This is a genomic window from Bordetella tumulicola, assembly GCF_054779135.1.
The window spans coordinates 240,446-255,179 of sequence record NZ_BAAGYU010000011.1 but is presented as its reverse complement, the minus strand read 5'-3'; the positions used below and the strand labels follow the sequence as shown (position 1 = coordinate 255,179).

At 58.4% G+C, this 14,734-nt stretch carries 13 protein-coding genes and 1 pseudogene; 6 read left to right on the top strand and 8 right to left on the bottom strand.

Annotated elements, in window-relative coordinates; translation table 11 throughout:
• Positions 1-44: 44 nt before the first annotated feature.
• From ACYVDM_RS23380 to ACYVDM_RS23370, 3 genes are all read right to left on the bottom strand, one after another.
• Positions 45-1,154: an S-(hydroxymethyl)glutathione dehydrogenase/class III alcohol dehydrogenase gene (locus ACYVDM_RS23380; protein ID WP_415790137.1), complete on the bottom strand. Its 1,110-nt coding sequence runs from the start codon at positions 1,152-1,154 to the stop codon at positions 45-47.
• A 54-nt stretch (positions 1,155-1,208) separates the two neighbouring features.
• Positions 1,209-1,484, bottom strand: a complete 276-nt coding sequence (gene frmR, locus ACYVDM_RS23375; RefSeq protein ID WP_415790136.1) for a formaldehyde-responsive transcriptional repressor FrmR — start codon at positions 1,482-1,484, stop codon at positions 1,209-1,211.
• 89 nt (positions 1,485-1,573) lie between these two features.
• Positions 1,574-1,807, bottom strand: a complete 234-nt coding sequence (locus ACYVDM_RS23370; protein WP_415790133.1) for a putative hemolysin — start codon at positions 1,805-1,807, stop codon at positions 1,574-1,576.
• Between the two features lie 246 nt (positions 1,808-2,053).
• Between ACYVDM_RS23370 and ACYVDM_RS23365 the strand changes: the two genes are divergently transcribed.
• On the top strand, positions 2,054-3,493 hold the full coding sequence (locus tag ACYVDM_RS23365; protein ID WP_415790131.1) for an NAD-dependent succinate-semialdehyde dehydrogenase: 1,440 nt from the start codon (positions 2,054-2,056) through the stop codon (positions 3,491-3,493).
• A gap of 191 nt (positions 3,494-3,684) precedes the next feature.
• On the opposite strand, the gene ACYVDM_RS23360 is transcribed toward ACYVDM_RS23365, so the two are convergent.
• A complete protein-coding gene (locus ACYVDM_RS23360) occupies positions 3,685-4,665 on the bottom strand; it encodes a Bug family tripartite tricarboxylate transporter substrate binding protein (RefSeq protein ID WP_415790129.1) in 981 nt (326 codons plus the stop codon).
• Between the two features lie 100 nt (positions 4,666-4,765).
• A complete protein-coding gene (locus ACYVDM_RS23355) occupies positions 4,766-6,310 on the bottom strand; it encodes an acetolactate synthase large subunit (RefSeq protein WP_415790127.1) in 1,545 nt (514 codons plus the stop codon).
• A 258-nt stretch (positions 6,311-6,568) separates the two neighbouring features.
• On the opposite strand from ACYVDM_RS23355, the gene ACYVDM_RS23350 reads away from it, so the two are divergent.
• The 4 genes and pseudogenes from ACYVDM_RS23350 to ACYVDM_RS23335 all read left to right on the top strand — a co-directional run bounded on the left by ACYVDM_RS23350 (position 6,569) and on the right by ACYVDM_RS23335 (position 10,531).
• Positions 6,569-7,552, top strand: coding sequence for a Bug family tripartite tricarboxylate transporter substrate binding protein (locus ACYVDM_RS23350; RefSeq protein WP_415790125.1), 984 nt, complete (start codon positions 6,569-6,571; stop codon positions 7,550-7,552).
• Between the two features lie 67 nt (positions 7,553-7,619).
• Positions 7,620-8,351: a Sua5/YciO/YrdC/YwlC family protein gene (locus ACYVDM_RS23345; protein ID WP_415790123.1), complete on the top strand. Its 732-nt coding sequence runs from the start codon at positions 7,620-7,622 to the stop codon at positions 8,349-8,351.
• Positions 8,352-8,430: 79 nt separating this feature from the next.
• Positions 8,431-9,484: pseudogene (locus ACYVDM_RS23340) on the top strand (tripartite tricarboxylate transporter substrate binding protein).
• Positions 9,485-9,526: 42 nt separating this feature from the next.
• The gene (locus ACYVDM_RS23335; RefSeq protein ID WP_415790121.1) at positions 9,527-10,531 is read left to right on the top strand and encodes a LysR family transcriptional regulator; all 1,005 of its coding nucleotides are present in this window, start codon (positions 9,527-9,529) and stop codon (positions 10,529-10,531) included.
• Here ACYVDM_RS23335 and ACYVDM_RS23330 read toward each other — a convergent pair.
• Genes ACYVDM_RS23330 through ACYVDM_RS23320 form a run of 3 tightly spaced genes read right to left on the bottom strand, consistent with a single transcriptional unit; the run spans position 10,517 to position 13,447 of the window.
• Positions 10,517-11,347, bottom strand: a complete 831-nt coding sequence (locus tag ACYVDM_RS23330; RefSeq protein WP_415790119.1) for an amidohydrolase family protein — start codon at positions 11,345-11,347, stop codon at positions 10,517-10,519. The two genes, ACYVDM_RS23335 and ACYVDM_RS23330, sit on opposite strands and share 15 nt — an antisense overlap.
• 16 nt (positions 11,348-11,363) lie before the next feature.
• Positions 11,364-12,377, bottom strand: a complete 1,014-nt coding sequence (locus ACYVDM_RS23325) for a hydroxyacid dehydrogenase (RefSeq protein ID WP_415790117.1) — start codon at positions 12,375-12,377, stop codon at positions 11,364-11,366.
• On the bottom strand, positions 12,374-13,447 hold the full coding sequence (locus tag ACYVDM_RS23320; RefSeq protein ID WP_415790115.1) for a LacI family DNA-binding transcriptional regulator: 1,074 nt from the start codon (positions 13,445-13,447) through the stop codon (positions 12,374-12,376). The genes ACYVDM_RS23325 and ACYVDM_RS23320 overlap by 4 nt, the downstream gene beginning before the upstream one ends.
• Before the next feature lie 250 nt (positions 13,448-13,697).
• On the opposite strand from ACYVDM_RS23320, the gene ACYVDM_RS23315 reads away from it, so the two are divergent.
• On the top strand, positions 13,698-14,711 hold the full coding sequence (locus tag ACYVDM_RS23315) for a TRAP transporter substrate-binding protein (protein WP_415790113.1): 1,014 nt from the start codon (positions 13,698-13,700) through the stop codon (positions 14,709-14,711).
• The last annotated feature ends 23 nt before the right edge of the window (positions 14,712-14,734 follow it).

Below are 14,734 nucleotides of genomic sequence, written 5' to 3'. Positions count from 1 at the left end.
CGTAGAAGGCGCGACCCCGAACAAGGGTCGCGCCTTTTTTAATTTTAATAGTGCACAACGCTACGGATTGATTTGCCCTCGTGCATCAGATCAAAAGCATTGTTGATCTCGTCCAGATCCATGGTGTGTGTCACAAAGGGGGCGAGCTCGATCTTGCCCGACATCGCGTCTTCGACCATGCCCGGCAATTGCGAACGGCCCTTGACCCCGCCAAACGCTGTGCCCAGCCAACGACGCCCCGTCACCAACTGGAATGGACGAGTCGAGATTTCCTGGCCCGCGCCCGCTACGCCGATCACGACCGACTGCCCCCAACCACGGTGTGCGCACTCGAGCGCAGCACGCATGACGTTGACGTTGCCGATGCATTCGAACGAATGATCGACCCCCCAGCCAGTCATCTCCACAATGACTTCCTGGATGGGCTTGTCGAAATCCTTGGGATTCAGGCAATCGGTAGCACCAAAGACTTTGGCTAGGCCGAATTTGTCGGGATTGGTGTCAACGGCGATGATGCGGCCTGCCTTGGCCTGGCGTGCGCCCTGAAGCACGGCCAGCCCGATCCCGCCCAGACCAAACACGGCGACGGAATCGCCTTCCTGGACTTTGGCCGTATTGTGCACGGCACCGATGCCGGTCGTCACACCGCAGCCCAGCAGACAGACGTGCTCGGGATTCGCATCAGGATTAATCTTGGCCAGCGACACCTCGGCGACCACCGTGTACTCGCTGAACGTCGAACAACCCATGTAGTGATAGACCGGCTGACCGTTGTACGAGAAACGCGTCGTGCCGTCGGGCATTACGCCCTTGCCTTGCGTCGCCCGCACGGCCACGCACAAATTGGTCTTGCCCGACTTGCAGAACAAGCACTCGCCACATTCGGCGGTGTAGAGCGGAATCACATGATCGCCGGCCTTGACGCTGGTGACACCTTCTCCGACCTCGACGACCACGCCCGCCCCCTCATGGCCCAGGACGACCGGAAACAAGCCTTCCGGATCCTCGCCCGAGAGCGTGAAGGCATCAGTATGGCAAACCCCGGTATGCGTAATTTTGATGAGCACTTCTCCTTTACGGGGGGGCTCGACATCAAGCTCGACGATCTGCAAGGGTTGGCCTGCGGCAAAGGCAACGGCGGCACGGGATTTCATGGATATGGCTCCGTAAAGGGAAAGCAAACTGCACAGCCAGGCTGGCAATATTGATTATTTCAAGTAAGTGCGCACCAAGGTCAGAAGCTCTTGCACGCGTTGATCATACTTATCGCCAGGCGCCGAGGGATCGCTAAAACCCTCGCGGATATGTGATTCCAGGACCTCGGACATCAGCCCATTGATCGCGCCGCGAATGGCTGCGATTTGCTGCAGCACGGGGCCGCAATCTGCGCCGGCCTCAAGCGCACGTTCCAGCGCATCGCACTGACCACGTACGCGACGCACCCTCGCGAGGGCCCGCTTTTTTTCATCAGGGGAATGAGGCATAGGTCAAAACAGGCATCAAAATATACTAGGAGGGAGTATATATCAACCCGCGCACGCACTCACGCTTCACCGTTCCGTCATAAGAAAACTCAGATCTTTGCCTCGGGATGATCTCGGCGAAACAACGTCCACTCTTCGATACGCTCGCCGCTGGGTAATACGCAAATGCCAATCTCGCCCGAGGGGGTCTGCTGGATTTCAAGCTGTCCGCCGACCTTCCCGCAATACACCGATGCCGGATTCGCCATGCCGACAGAGGGCTCATTCTGGCTTGCGCATCCCGCCAGCATGACCACACAGACGCTCAACCATTTCCTTGACACTTTATTTCTCCGTCAACCAAGACCGAAACCCAGTATATTGCGCCGCCCCTCCGATTTCATCCGCAATGCCGCCACTTTGTCCCCGTTATCCCTATACAATTTCCGATTACCCCGTTTTGACAGATAGCGCCAGCAGGTGTTAACTCCTGGATATATCGCCCTGATCGCCGGGCGGCTACCGTTTTCCTCCGACTCTTGGCATCAAAACCCGGTCGAGTCGATCGCAACATCCCCTTTGGAGCATTCATGAGCAGTTATCCCGACACTCTCCTGTTGATTGACAACGAATGGCGCGAAGCCAAAGGCAACAATCGCATTGACGTCGTCAATCCCGCGACCGGCGCCAAGATCGGCCAGGTCGCCAGTGCATCTCGCGAGGATCTGGACGCGGCACTGGCCGCAACCCAACGCGGCTTCGAGACCTGGCGCAACATGTCCGCCCACGAGCGCTGCGCCATTATGCGCAAGGCGTCGTTGATTATCCGTGAGCGTGCTGACGACATCGCGCGCCTGCTGACCCAAGAACAAGGCAAGCCGCTGACCGAGGCTCGCGTCGAAGTCAAAGCCGGCGCCGAAATCATCGACTGGTTCGCCAACGAAGCCCTGCGCGTGTATGGCCGCATCATTCCGGCTCGTAACGTCGCCGCCCATCAAATGGTGTTGAAAGAGCCCGTCGGCCCCGTCGCCGCCTTCACGCCGTGGAACTTTCCGGTCAACCAGATCGTCCGCAAGCTGGGCGCGGCCCTGGCGGCAGGCTGCTCGTTCCTGGTCAAGGCCCCCGAAGAAACCCCGGCCTCTCCTGCTGCCTTGCTGAATTGCTTCGTTGATGCGGGTATCCCCAAGGGCGTGATCGGTCTGGTGTTTGGATCGCCGGCCGAGATTTCCAGCTACCTGATCCCGCACCCGATCATCCGTAAGGTGACCTTCACGGGCTCCACCCCGGTCGGCAAGCAACTGGCCGCCCTGGCGGGCCAGCACATGAAGCGCGTCACGATGGAGTTGGGCGGCCACGCCCCGGTGATCGTCGCCGAGGACGCCGACGTCGAATTGGCCGTCAAGGCCTCAGGCGCCGCCAAGTTCCGCAACGCCGGCCAGGTCTGCATCTCGCCGACCCGCTACCTCGTGCACTCGTCCGTCAAGGCCGACTTTGAAAAAGCCTTCGTGGCGCACGCCGAAAACCTCAAGTTGGGTGATGGCCTGACCGATGGCACGACGCTGGGTCCGCTGGCCAATGACCGCCGCCTGGTCGCCATGGACAAGATCGTCAAGAACGCCCGCGAAAAAGGCGCACGGGTCATGACCGGCGGGGAACGCGTGGGCACGGCCGGCAACTTCTTCTCGCCGACCATTCTGTCCGACGTACCACTGGACGCCGACATCTTCAACGAAGAACCTTTCGGCCCCATCGCCGCGATCCGCACCTTTGAATCGCTGGACGAAGCCATCAACGAGGCCAACCGCCTGCCTTTCGGCTTGTCGGCCTATGCCTACACGCGTTCGTTCAAAAACGTCAACGAACTCTCGCGTCGCCTGGAAGTCGGCATGGTCTGGATCAACCAGCCCGCCACACCCTCGGCTGAGTTGCCGTTCGGCGGTGTGAAGGACTCGGGCTACGGCTCCGAAGGCGGCCCTGAGGCGCTCGAAGCCTATCTGGTCACCAAGGCCGTATCGGTCGTCGGCGTCTAACGTCTAAAGCCCTAAACAAACCGCCCCCCGCTCGGTCGTCGAGCGGGGGGCGGTTTGCGCTAATAGGGCGGAAAATCAAGCAATCACATTACCTGAATCTGATCCACATCGAACTCTATGCCGTGGCGATCACGATCGACTTCGCTACACAATTCGACCATGAGTTTGTCGTCGATTTTGACGACGGCGTCCTAATTGGTGGTGATATTTCGCTCTTTAATGAGCTGACTCCAGCGCTGACGTTCCTTGTCCTCGAATGCGGCAAGGTCTTTGCCTGTGAGCGTGCCCGCGGTGGCGCCCAAGGCCGCCAGTTGCGCCTTCACGTCCGCACTGGCCAGTGCCTGGGTCGCGGCGTCGATCAACTTTGCCTGCACGTCATAGGGCGTGCCAGCCGGGGCATACAGCGCAAACCAGGCCGTTACGTCGAAATCCGCGATCCCGGACTCCACGACCGTCGGGACATCGGGTAACGACGATGACCGCTCTGCGGAGGTCACAGCCAGCGCGCGGACGCGAGATCCATCCTTTAGCTGACTGATCGTGCTGGGCAAATTGTCCATCAGTACATCGATCTGTCCGCCGATCAACGCAGGCATCGAGCCCGACACACCTTTGAACGGCACATGCAGCATCTCGATATCGGCGGCCTGTTCGAGATACGCGCCGGTCAAATGCACCGACGACCCGACGCCAGGCGATCCATACGAAATGGGCTTGTCCTTGCTGGCTTTGGCTTTGCCGAAAAGATCCTGCATCGTCTTCAGCGGCGAGTCCTGGCGCACCGCTATCACATTCGGCGTCGTCAGTACCATGGCCAGAGAGGCGAAATCTTTAGCCGGATCGTACGGCATGTCGTGATAGAGGAACTGGTTAATGGTCTGCGTGCCAATCGTCCCCATCGCAATGGTGTACCCATCGGGATCCGCGCGCTTGAGCATCCCCATGCCGATGCTTCCGCCCGCGCCCGCACGATTGTCGACGACAATCGATTGCTTCAGATAGGGTCCCATCGCTTGGGCAATAGTCCGCGCCGCCAAGTCGGTCGTCCCTCCTGCCGGGTAGGGAACAATTAACGTAATCGGTCTGTCAGGATAGGTATCCGCATGCGCAGCCATCGCCGCGCCGCCAATGGCGATTGCACCCAAATATTTATATAGCCGAGTCAATTTCATTGTCTGTGTCTCCATCCACCTGATGCTAGTTGGGAATGCTCGTACGTCTTGCCAAATCGTACGAGACGTATATCACCGGAATTGATTCTCGGGCCGCCCCTTACACCATCAGTTCGATCAAGAACGGCGTCTGTTTTCCAAAGCTGCTCTTCATCAGATCACCGCACTGCTCGAGTGTCGTGGCACGGGCCGCCTCTACGCCCATCCCGTTGGCCAGGCTCACCCAATTGAGCGACGGATTGCCAAGATCCAGCATGCTCATCGCGGTGTCACCCGGCGTCGCACCGACATTTTTGTACTCATTAATCAGAATGTTGTATTTGCTGTTGTTCAGAATGATCGTCGTGCACGGCAACTGCTCGCGGGCTTGCGTCCAAAGCGACTGTAGCGAGTACATGGCGGACCCATCCGCTTGCAAACTAATCACGCGCCGTTGCTTCTGCCCGCCGATCGCCGCTCCCGTCGCGACGGGCAGCCCGTCGCCAATCGCGCCACCCGCCAGATGCAACCAATCATTCGCGGGCGCGGCGTGGCTAAACTTATAGAAACCACGACCAAAAGAAACACTCTCGTCCGAGACGATGGAATTCTCAGGCATTAACGCAGCGACTGTCTGGGCCAGGCCTTCAGGCGTGGGCGTCCCCGTCGCGATCTCTGGACGTGGACCGGGATCAGGAATCTCGACCTCGGGGGCATTCAGGGCAGACACCAGTGCTTGCAACGCCGCAACAGGGTCTTGATCGGGCCGGGACAAGACATGCAATTGTGCATCCGGTGCGTATTGCTCCGACGGCAACCCTGGGTAACCAAAGAAGCCGACTGGACCCTTGGCATTCACGAGAATAATGTGCTTGAAGCGCTCGAGCGCCTGGATGGCCGCCTCCATGACATACGGCGTGCGCTCGAGCTGCAGACGTCCGCGACCGCGTGCCACATGGCCCGTGACAAAGTCCCCCATCAACGTGGCGCCCGTCGCTTGCGCCACGCGCCATGCCAGGGGTTGAGCCTCGCTCAACGTGGCGGGACCGCCCAGCAGGATCAGGGTATCGGCGCCCTTGGCGCGCAGCGTCCGAGCCACATGCTCGACCGCATTGCCGTCCACGGGTGGCGTGGCGGGCACACTGATCCGCGTACCGACCACACCGCCTTCGTTCCAGGACACGTCGGCGGGCAGAATCAGCGTGGCGATCTGACCCGGATAAACTTGGGCTGCCGCAACGGCCTCTGCTGCGTCCCGGCCCAGATTCGCGCTCAGCGTGCTGGCACGCACCCACTGTGACACCGTTTGCGCCATCCCCGTCGTGTCTGCTGTCAGCGGCGCATCAAAGGGGCGGTGATAAGTCGCCTGATCGCCCACGATATTGACGATGCCGCTGCGCGCACGGCGCGCGTTATGCAGGTTAGCCATGCCGTTGGCCAGGCCCGGGCCGCAGTGCAGCAGCGTGCAGGCGGGCTTGCGGGCGATACGGAAATACCCATCCGCCATGCCGGTCACCACGTTTTCCTGAAGACCCAGGACACACTTCATGCCCGGCACTTGATCCAAGGCCGCCACAAAATGCATCTCGCTCGTGCCGGGATTGGCAAAGCACGTATCAATACCTGAGGCAAGTAACGTTTGAACCAGGCTTTTGGCGCCATTCATTGGGATATCTCCAGGACTCGTTTGTTGAACAGACAATCTTGTACCGCATAACCGCTATGGGCAGTGCAGTGAAAACTTACCACATGGCGAGTTCCTCGGTGCGCGCTGCACAACAATAGTCGCGTTGCGCATGTGCATTGCCAACATGCCGCTTATCGATAAAAAAAGCTGAATGATCATTCAAAACAATCAACTGGACTGACCGCGAGACGCCTCCTAACCTGTCCGTCATAAGAACGACATCGACGGAGACATATCATGAATAGGCAGTTGAAATGGGCCCTTGCTGGACTCGCGAGCGTCTTCACGCTCTGCGCGGCCGTCACATCCCCCTTGGCTAACGCGGCGTATCCGGACAAGCCGATCAAGCTCGTCGTCCCTTTCTCGCCCGGAGGCGGTGCCGATAGCTTAGCCCGACCACTGGCCGACAAACTGGGACAACGACTAGGCCAGCCGGTCATTATCGAGAACAAGAGCGGAGCAAGCAGCAATATCGGGACAGCATACGTCGCCGGCGCAGCCCCCGATGGCTACACCCTGCTGATTAACACTGATGGTATCGCGCTGGCTCCGTTGCTTTATCGCAAGCTCGGCTACGATTTCTACCGAGATTTGTCGCCCATCACTTACGTCGCCAAGTCACCCCTGGTTTTTGCCAGCAATAAGAAACTGCCGGCCTCGAACCTGCAGGAATTCATTGCGTTGGCTCACCAAAAACCCGACACATTGAACTTTGCCAACCCGGGACTCGGCACGCCGCATCATCTCGCTTTTGAGCTTTTCGCCCGCGAGGCGCAGGTGCAACTAGGGGAAGCCATTTATCGTGGTGGCGGCCCTTCGTTAGTCGATGTGCTCGGCGGCCATGTGCAAGTAGGCATGTTCACGTTAGGCGCGGTGCGTGGCAACATCAAAACGGGTGATCTGACGCCACTAGCGGTCATGACCTCCGAACGCACATCCCTGGCCCCGGACATTCCCACCATGGTCGAGTCAGGCCTGCCCAAGGCCCACCTGGAATTGGGGTTCGTCGTCCTGACGCCCGCCAAAACGCCGCGAGCCGTTGTCGATCGCTTGCATAAAGAGATTGACGCCGTCGTTCGCGACCCGGATTTCGTTTCCATCCTGAATCAGCAGGGCTATGAGCCCTACGCCACCACCCCGCAACAAACTAGCGAGGCATTGCGCAACGAGTACGAGCGCTGGAAGCCCATTCTGGAAGCCTTGAAACTTCAACTCGATTGATCCACGTCGCACTCATCCTCAGTTAATCAACGCCAATTTCCGTTTTAATCCCAAGGAGACGTTCCTCATGCAGCTCATCAATCCCGGCCACGAACCCAATCCTGCAACCGTCCGCGACAATGCACGACGTGTTTTCAATATGGCGCGTGCCGGCGGCGTTTGCGTTATCCCGTTTGACGTTTCCTACGCGATCTTCGCCCACACGGCCCGCGCAGTTGAACGAATCTATGAACTCAAAAACCGCAGCAGCGCAAAACCCAATGGCATATTGGGAAACTGGGACACATTCAGCGAAGTCATCGAGTGCGAGCAGTTGGACCGGGATATCGTGAAATGCATCACCATCGACCACGATATGCCCCTGTCCATCGTAGGCACCTATCGACCCGATCATGACTTCCTGCGCACCGTCGAGTTTGGCGCATTACGCCGCTCGACCAAGGGGCCGACCATGGATCTGCTGATGAATGCAGGCTCCCTGCACCGGGAACTGGCTCGTCTGTCTTTTGAATCCAGCTCACCGATGATGGGCTCGTCCGCCAATGTCTCTCTCAAAGGGAACAAGTTCGAGTTGAATGATATCGAGCCCGAACTCTTGAACCACGTCGACATCGCCGTCGACTACGGCCGCTGCCGATATGCGAACCCTCATTTTGTGGGCAGCACCATCATCGAAATGGGCACGCGTCGAATCCTGCGTTTCGGCTGCCTGTACGAAGAAATCCAGGCCATTCTGAGCAAACAGTTTTCTCTGGACCTGCCAAATCGCCCCACCGAAGGCAGCATGAGCCTGGTATAGCGCATTCCCGCATGCGCTTCGGAAAGTGGTATTCCTGAGCGCAGGCAATCAACATAAAAAATACTCAGGAGACAATGCAATGAGTTCGCCGTTCACGACTAACGATCTATCCGTTTACACGTATCCCGCTGGGCTGCAGCGTGCCGTGCGCAATACCCTGCGCCGCATGCTGGCTGGCGCCCTGGTGTTCCTGGCGGCGACCGCTGGCCCGGCCATAGCGGCAACGAACGGCGACGGTTTTCCGTCCAAACCCATTCGCCTGATTGTGCCGTACGCTGCCGGCGGAGGCACCGATGCTTTTGCCCGGCTGGTGGGCGAATCACTAGCCAAACAGACGGGTCAGTCCGTCATCGTAGAAAACAAAGTGGGAGCAGCCGGTTTGGTGGCGGGAGCCGCCGTCGCCAATGCGTCGCCAGATGGGTATACGATATTGATAGACCAATCCTCGATCGCCTATCAGCCACTTCTGTATCCAAAGGCAGCGTTCGACGTGCGTCGCGACCTTGCGCCAATCATCCTGGGGGCAACACTAGACAACGTGCTCCTGGTAACGCCGAGCTTTCCTGCCAAATCGGTAGACGAAATGATAGCGCTCGTGCGTAGCAAGCCGGATGCTTTCAACTACGCATCCACGGGTATCGGCACACCACAGCATTTAGCCATGGAAGTACTCAAGCGAGATGCTGGAGACTTGAAAATCCAGCATGTCCCCTACAAGGGAGGCAATCCCGGGATCGTCGCCACCAGCACCGGTGAAGTCAACATGTTCTTCATCAGTGTCTCGACAGCATTGCCATTTATCGAATCGGGGCGCGTGCGCGCTGGCCAGCGGAGGTAAGCAGCGTTCAACCATGCTGCCAGATCTGCCAACCTTCGCAGAGTCAAGCTTGAAGACATTTCAGGCGACGGGTTGGCTAGGATTCTTCGCGCCGGCCAAGACCCCTCCAGAGATCATCGCGCGCCTGAACTCCCTATTCGAAAAGGCTTTACAGGATGACGCAACCCGCGAAGCCACCGCCAAACAAGGGTTTGAAGTCGCGGGAGGTTCGTCCAAACAGTTTTCTCAACTGTTGGCTGACGACCTGGCGGTATACGGCCCGGTGATCGAGCAATTGGGTCTGGCGTCCCAATAAGCATCACGTGGCCAACGACGTACGGCTGAGGCGCACCGCGCTATGATGGATCGCACTGTGTTGCTGTCAGGTTACATCCCGCATGTACCTCAAGCTGATCTGCGAGTCCCTATGAGCGTTACCCTGCGCCAACTGCGTGTCGCTGTCGCGGTCGCCACACACCTGAATTTCAGGCGTGCGGCCGAGACCGTCCACTTGTCGCCGCCGGCCGTGTCCGCGGCGATTGCGGAATTAGAGCAGGCATTAGGGATTGTGCTGTTCGATCGCAGTTCCCGGGAGGTACACCCTAGCGCAGCGGGCGCAAGCTTCTTGCAGGGGGCCGCGCGCCTATTGGCTGACTACGACCGACTGCTGTGCGACGCGACGCTTACGACTCAGGCACGTCGTGGCCGTGTCACCATATCTTGCGTGGCGTCACTGGCAGGCCGCGTCATGCCACTCGCCTTGAAAGCATGCAGCGAGCGCTACCCTGAGTTGGAAATCGACATACTTGATGATGTTGCCAGCCAAGTCACGGTATCGGTACGCGCGGGCGGGGCGGATTTTGGGTTAGGCGTAAAACCCGACACCGAAAGTAGTGCAGTGCTTTTTACCCCACAGGCGGAAGATCCCTTCTTTCTGGTTTGTGCTCGCGAACACCCGTTATCGACGAGACGCAGGGTCACATGGAAGGATCTCGCGGGCGAACGGCTCGTCCTGCCTGCCAGTGGCAGCGGGACCTGGCAGATCGTCAACGACCAACTGGTACGCGCACACGTCAAACTGCGCGGGAAAACACCGGTTTCTCATATATCGACGGTGTACGGGATGGTAGAAGCAGGCTATGGCATCAGCGTATTACCCGCCACGGCCCTACCTGCCGCAGGTCATCCGATTTTGACGGCTGTTGCCATACATGGGCCGCGATTGTGCCGCATACTGGGTATCTATCAACGGCGCGATCGATCTTTATCACCGGCGGCACAAACGGTGTTGGACTTGGTGCTGGAAGCATTAGTGGAACTGGCTCCGGCGAAGTTCGATACTCGACGTTCAGAACCCGTATAACTGCGCCGGATTGTGCACGAGGATCTGGTCACGCACGGTTTGTGACGGACACCAGTCATCCAGCAGCGCAAGCAGGCCCCGGTCATCAGGACGCTGCTCCTGACCGGGATGCGGCCAGTTACTGGCCCACAGGCAGCGTTCGGGATAGTGGTGCACCAGTGCTTCGGCCAACACGCCGACATCACGATACGCGGGCGCACCCAAACGAGAGGTTTCGTACATTGCCGAGAGCTTGACCCAGACGCGGCCGGTGTCCAGGAGTCGCCGCAATGCGGCAAAAGCCGGATCTTGTGGAGTAACGGGCTCGAGAAATTTCCCCACGTGATCGATCACCACGCGGCACGGTTGTTGGGTAATCAAGCTTTCGTAATCGGGTAGCGTGCGGCCATCCAACTGCAGATTGATATTCCAGTCCAGGGCGGCGATACGCCGCGCGGCGGCGGGTAGGTCATCCCACGTCATGATGTTGCCGCTATTGGGCACCATCTGAAACCGGACCCCTACGACACCAGCGCTTGCCAGCGACGCCAGTGTTTCGTCCGTCGCCTCTCCAGGCATGGAAATGACAGCGCGTGCGGACCCGTTTGCGGCTTGCAGGGCATCCAGCGTGCAGCGGTTGTCAAAACCATAACCCATCGGCTGCACGATCACGCAACGGGTGATTCCCAACTCGCGGCGCAACGCGAGATAGTCGGTCCAAGTGGCCCGTGGGGGCGAAACAGGCGATGTTTGCGGCAGCGGATACGCGTCCAGATCATAGATGTGGAGGTGGCAATCGCAGCCGTCTGGAGGGACTGGCCAAAGGGTTTGAATCATGAAGCCTCCGCCCGCGTCACGCTTTTGGCAATAGCAGTCCGAAACGATCTCGGGCTCGAATGGCATAGGGCGCGTTGACACAGGGCGCGGGCATCTGCCCGGCAATCAGCGCCTGCACTTGTCGCACCGAGTCCATGGCCTGATGCTCCGACGCCTGCGGCGTGAGTCCGCCGACATGCGGTGTCGCGATGACTTTGGGATGCCCCGCCAGCCCCATCGCCGGCATTTGATCCGCAGCAGATCCCACGTCCAGTGCGCACCCTGCAATCAAGTTGTCTTCCAACGCCCGCAGCAAATCGTGCTCGTTGACCAACTCGGCACGAGATGCGTTGATAAAGTAGGCCGATGGTTGCATCTGTTGCAAGCGAGCCAAGTCAATCATATGCGTCGTCGCCGCAGTCGCGGGTGCCAGGCACACCACAAAGTCGGACTGTGCCAACAACGTGTCGAGCGAGCACTGCTGCAGGTCAGGCGCATTTTCAGCAGTGATGTACGGGTCGTTAATGATCAGTTTCATGCCAAAGCCGCGCGCCAGCTTGGCCAAATACTGGCCTATCGTGCCATAGCCGATAATGCCCAGCGTGGCACCGCGCAACTCTCGTCCCATCAACGGCAACGGCGCACGACCATGATGGTAGGCATACGATGCCCTGTCGATGTGCCGCGCCAGACTGATCATCATGCCGATGGTCCACTCGGCAACCGATGCGCCAAAGCCCGGCGTGGCGCGCGTCACGAGGATCCCCAGGCGATTGGCGCACTCAAGATCAATATTGCGAATATCCACGGCCACTCGGCATACGGCAGCCAAGTCAGGCAATGCCTGCATCAATTGGGCGTCGATCGGCGGGACGCGAAAACTGACCAGAATCTCGCAATCACGCGCTTGACGGATGATGTCTTCGGGCGATGTGTCTTCATCGCTATCGTGAAAACGCACATCACCCAACGACGTCAATTGTTGCAATGCGCGTTCACCATAGTAATGATGCAGCGCGGCGCGGTTATGCGTAAGAAAAATCCGGGTCATGATTTTTGAGGCGTGGCGTTGGATTGAAAAGGTTTACCGGGCTCGGACACTGATTGCCGCTCGACAAGCCGTGGGGGAAAACTGAACTCACGCGGCGGCATGTCGGATGCATTGACGCGCGCGATGGCCTGCTCGACCATGGTTTCGGCAACCTCACGCACGGGGGTCGCCACCGTTGTCAGGGGCGGCCAGACGTACTCGGAGACCGCGACGTTATCCATGCCAACCACCGAAACATCCTCCGGGATAGACAAACCGCAGTGCCGTAACCCTGCCATCACACCGATCGCGGTCATATCATTGACCGCCACCACCCCGGTGGGTCTTGGCGACAGCGCGACGATTTTCTGCGCGGCTTCAAAGCCCAATTGACCCAGTTCGTTATCGCCAAATCGCGAGCCGCCGTCGATTTCGATGATCTGCGCGGAGCACTCTGTCGCTGATTCTTTCGCGGCCGCTAAAAAACCCTCGACTTTTTCTCGGCGGCTGATCGTCGCCCCTTTGGGTTTGACGAACGCCAGATGCCGGTGCCCGTGCTCGATCAAGTGATTCGCTGCCAGGCGACCTGCCAGGCGGTTGTCCGGTAAAACGTGATCGTGCTTGGTGGGCTTGGAGGGATCGATACCCAAGTCATAGCTGACAACCGCCAGCCCCTTGTCAATCGCCGCCTCGATATGCCGCTCGTCATTGAGCGACGAAATGACAATGACGGCCCGGATACCCAGGCCGATCAGATCATCAAGCATCTTGGCTTCGAGATGTTTGTCGCGGTAGGTGTTGCACACCAACACCCGGTAATTGTGCCTGGATTGCGCCACGGCCTCGATGGCGACCGCCATTTGGCCGAACGACGGATTGGACATAGAAGGAACCAATAAACCCAGAATCGGGAGATGGCCGGTCTTCAGGTGCCGGGCCATTTGATTGGGACGGTATCCCAGCTTGTCGATGGCCTGTTGAATGCGGACGAAGGTGTCCGGACGCATCCGTTCGGTTCGGCCGTTCAACACGTTAGACACCGAACTGATCGAGACGTCAGCTAACCGGGCGACATCCTGGATCGTTGCCATCAGGCTCCTCGTTTCGCAAATAAATGAATCGTTATAGTAAATCGTTTTATTGACTATATCATGGCTCAAAAAAATAACTCTGTATCGTTTTTTTCTATCAAAATCATCCTGTTTAAGGATATTAGGGTAATGCCTAATAGCTGATTACTGTCGCAAGAAATCAGGTCGTGATAAGGTATTGGTAAAACGATCTACTAAAACGATATATCTAATTCTGACAGACCTTGACTCAATCACAGGAGGAGACACGATGAGATCCCTTTTGCCCCGTTTTCGCACCCAACCGCTGTTGGCTGCCCTGCTAGCTACCGCAGCGCTTGCCGTTGCGCCGACCGCCCACGCCGATGACAAAAAAGAGTGGAAAATTTCCCACTCGGCCCACGGTGACATTACGTCCGAACACCATATCGTCGCCTGGGTGTTCAAAAACTACCTCGAAGACCACTCGGATACCTTGTCCGCGCGTATCTACCCGAGCAGCGCATTGGGCGATGAGCGTGCGGTATTTGAAGCGATGCAACTCGGTGCCGGCGCCACCTGCGCCGTGGCGGGGACCGCTATCCTGAATAACTTCTCTAAGCGCGTCGGCGTCATTGATCTGCCGTTTCTCTGGAAAGATTATGACCACATGAACCGCGCGCTGGACGGTAAGGTCGGCGACGAAATCGCAGCCGATCTCGAGAAATCCGGTTTCAAGGTGCTGGCCTGGACGACCAACTGGGGGGCACGTAACATCGTCACCGCCAACAAGGCAATCAACACCCCCGAAGACCTCAAGGGCCTGAAAATTCGTACCATCCAGAGCCCCGTCTATGTCGAAACCATCAATTCGATGGGCGCAAACGCGACACCGATGTCGTTTGGAGAGGTCTACACCTCCATGCAAACCGGTGTGCTCGACGGTTTCGAACACGGCTCTGCCGTGGTTGTCACCAACAAGTTCTACGAAGTCGCCAAGAACCTCGCCATCACCAATCACTTCCTGGGCCCCGCGGTCTTTGCCTGCTCGTTGAACGAGTGGAATAAGCTCAGCGACGCACAGAAAAAAGTAGTGATGGACGGCGCCAAGCTGGCCGGTGACGTCAACCGGGCGCTCGCACCGATCCGCGAACAAGAGGCACTCGAGTTTCTGCGCGCGAAAGGCATGACCATCACGACGGTTGACACCACCGAATTCCGCGAAAAAGCCCAAGGGCTGCAAGACAAGATCGCCAAGGACGTAGGCGGCACTGAACTGCTGACCGAAATTCGCGCGGTGCAGTAACACCCACGACGTTTCACTTGCGG

Coding starts and splice junctions, on each gene's coding strand:
- ACYVDM_RS23380 (WP_415790137.1), bottom strand. CDS start 1,154: ATGAAATCCCGTGCCGCCGTTGCCTTTGCCGCAGGCCAACCCTTGCAG.
- frmR (WP_415790136.1), bottom strand. CDS start 1,484: ATGCCTCATTCCCCTGATGAAAAAAAGCGGGCCCTCGCGAGGGTGCGT.
- ACYVDM_RS23365 (WP_415790131.1), top strand. CDS start 2,054: ATGAGCAGTTATCCCGACACTCTCCTGTTGATTGACAACGAATGGCGC.
- ACYVDM_RS23360 (WP_415790129.1), bottom strand. CDS start 4,665: ATGAAATTGACTCGGCTATATAAATATTTGGGTGCAATCGCCATTGGC.
- ACYVDM_RS23355 (WP_415790127.1), bottom strand. CDS start 6,310: ATGAATGGCGCCAAAAGCCTGGTTCAAACGTTACTTGCCTCAGGTATT.
- ACYVDM_RS23350 (WP_415790125.1), top strand. CDS start 6,569: ATGAATAGGCAGTTGAAATGGGCCCTTGCTGGACTCGCGAGCGTCTTC.
- ACYVDM_RS23345 (WP_415790123.1), top strand. CDS start 7,620: ATGCAGCTCATCAATCCCGGCCACGAACCCAATCCTGCAACCGTCCGC.
- ACYVDM_RS23335 (WP_415790121.1), top strand. CDS start 9,527: ATGATGGATCGCACTGTGTTGCTGTCAGGTTACATCCCGCATGTACCT.
- ACYVDM_RS23330 (WP_415790119.1), bottom strand. CDS start 11,347: ATGATTCAAACCCTTTGGCCAGTCCCTCCAGACGGCTGCGATTGCCAC.
- ACYVDM_RS23325 (WP_415790117.1), bottom strand. CDS start 12,377: ATGACCCGGATTTTTCTTACGCATAACCGCGCCGCGCTGCATCATTAC.
- ACYVDM_RS23320 (WP_415790115.1), bottom strand. CDS start 13,447: ATGGCAACGATCCAGGATGTCGCCCGGTTAGCTGACGTCTCGATCAGT.
- ACYVDM_RS23315 (WP_415790113.1), top strand. CDS start 13,698: ATGAGATCCCTTTTGCCCCGTTTTCGCACCCAACCGCTGTTGGCTGCC.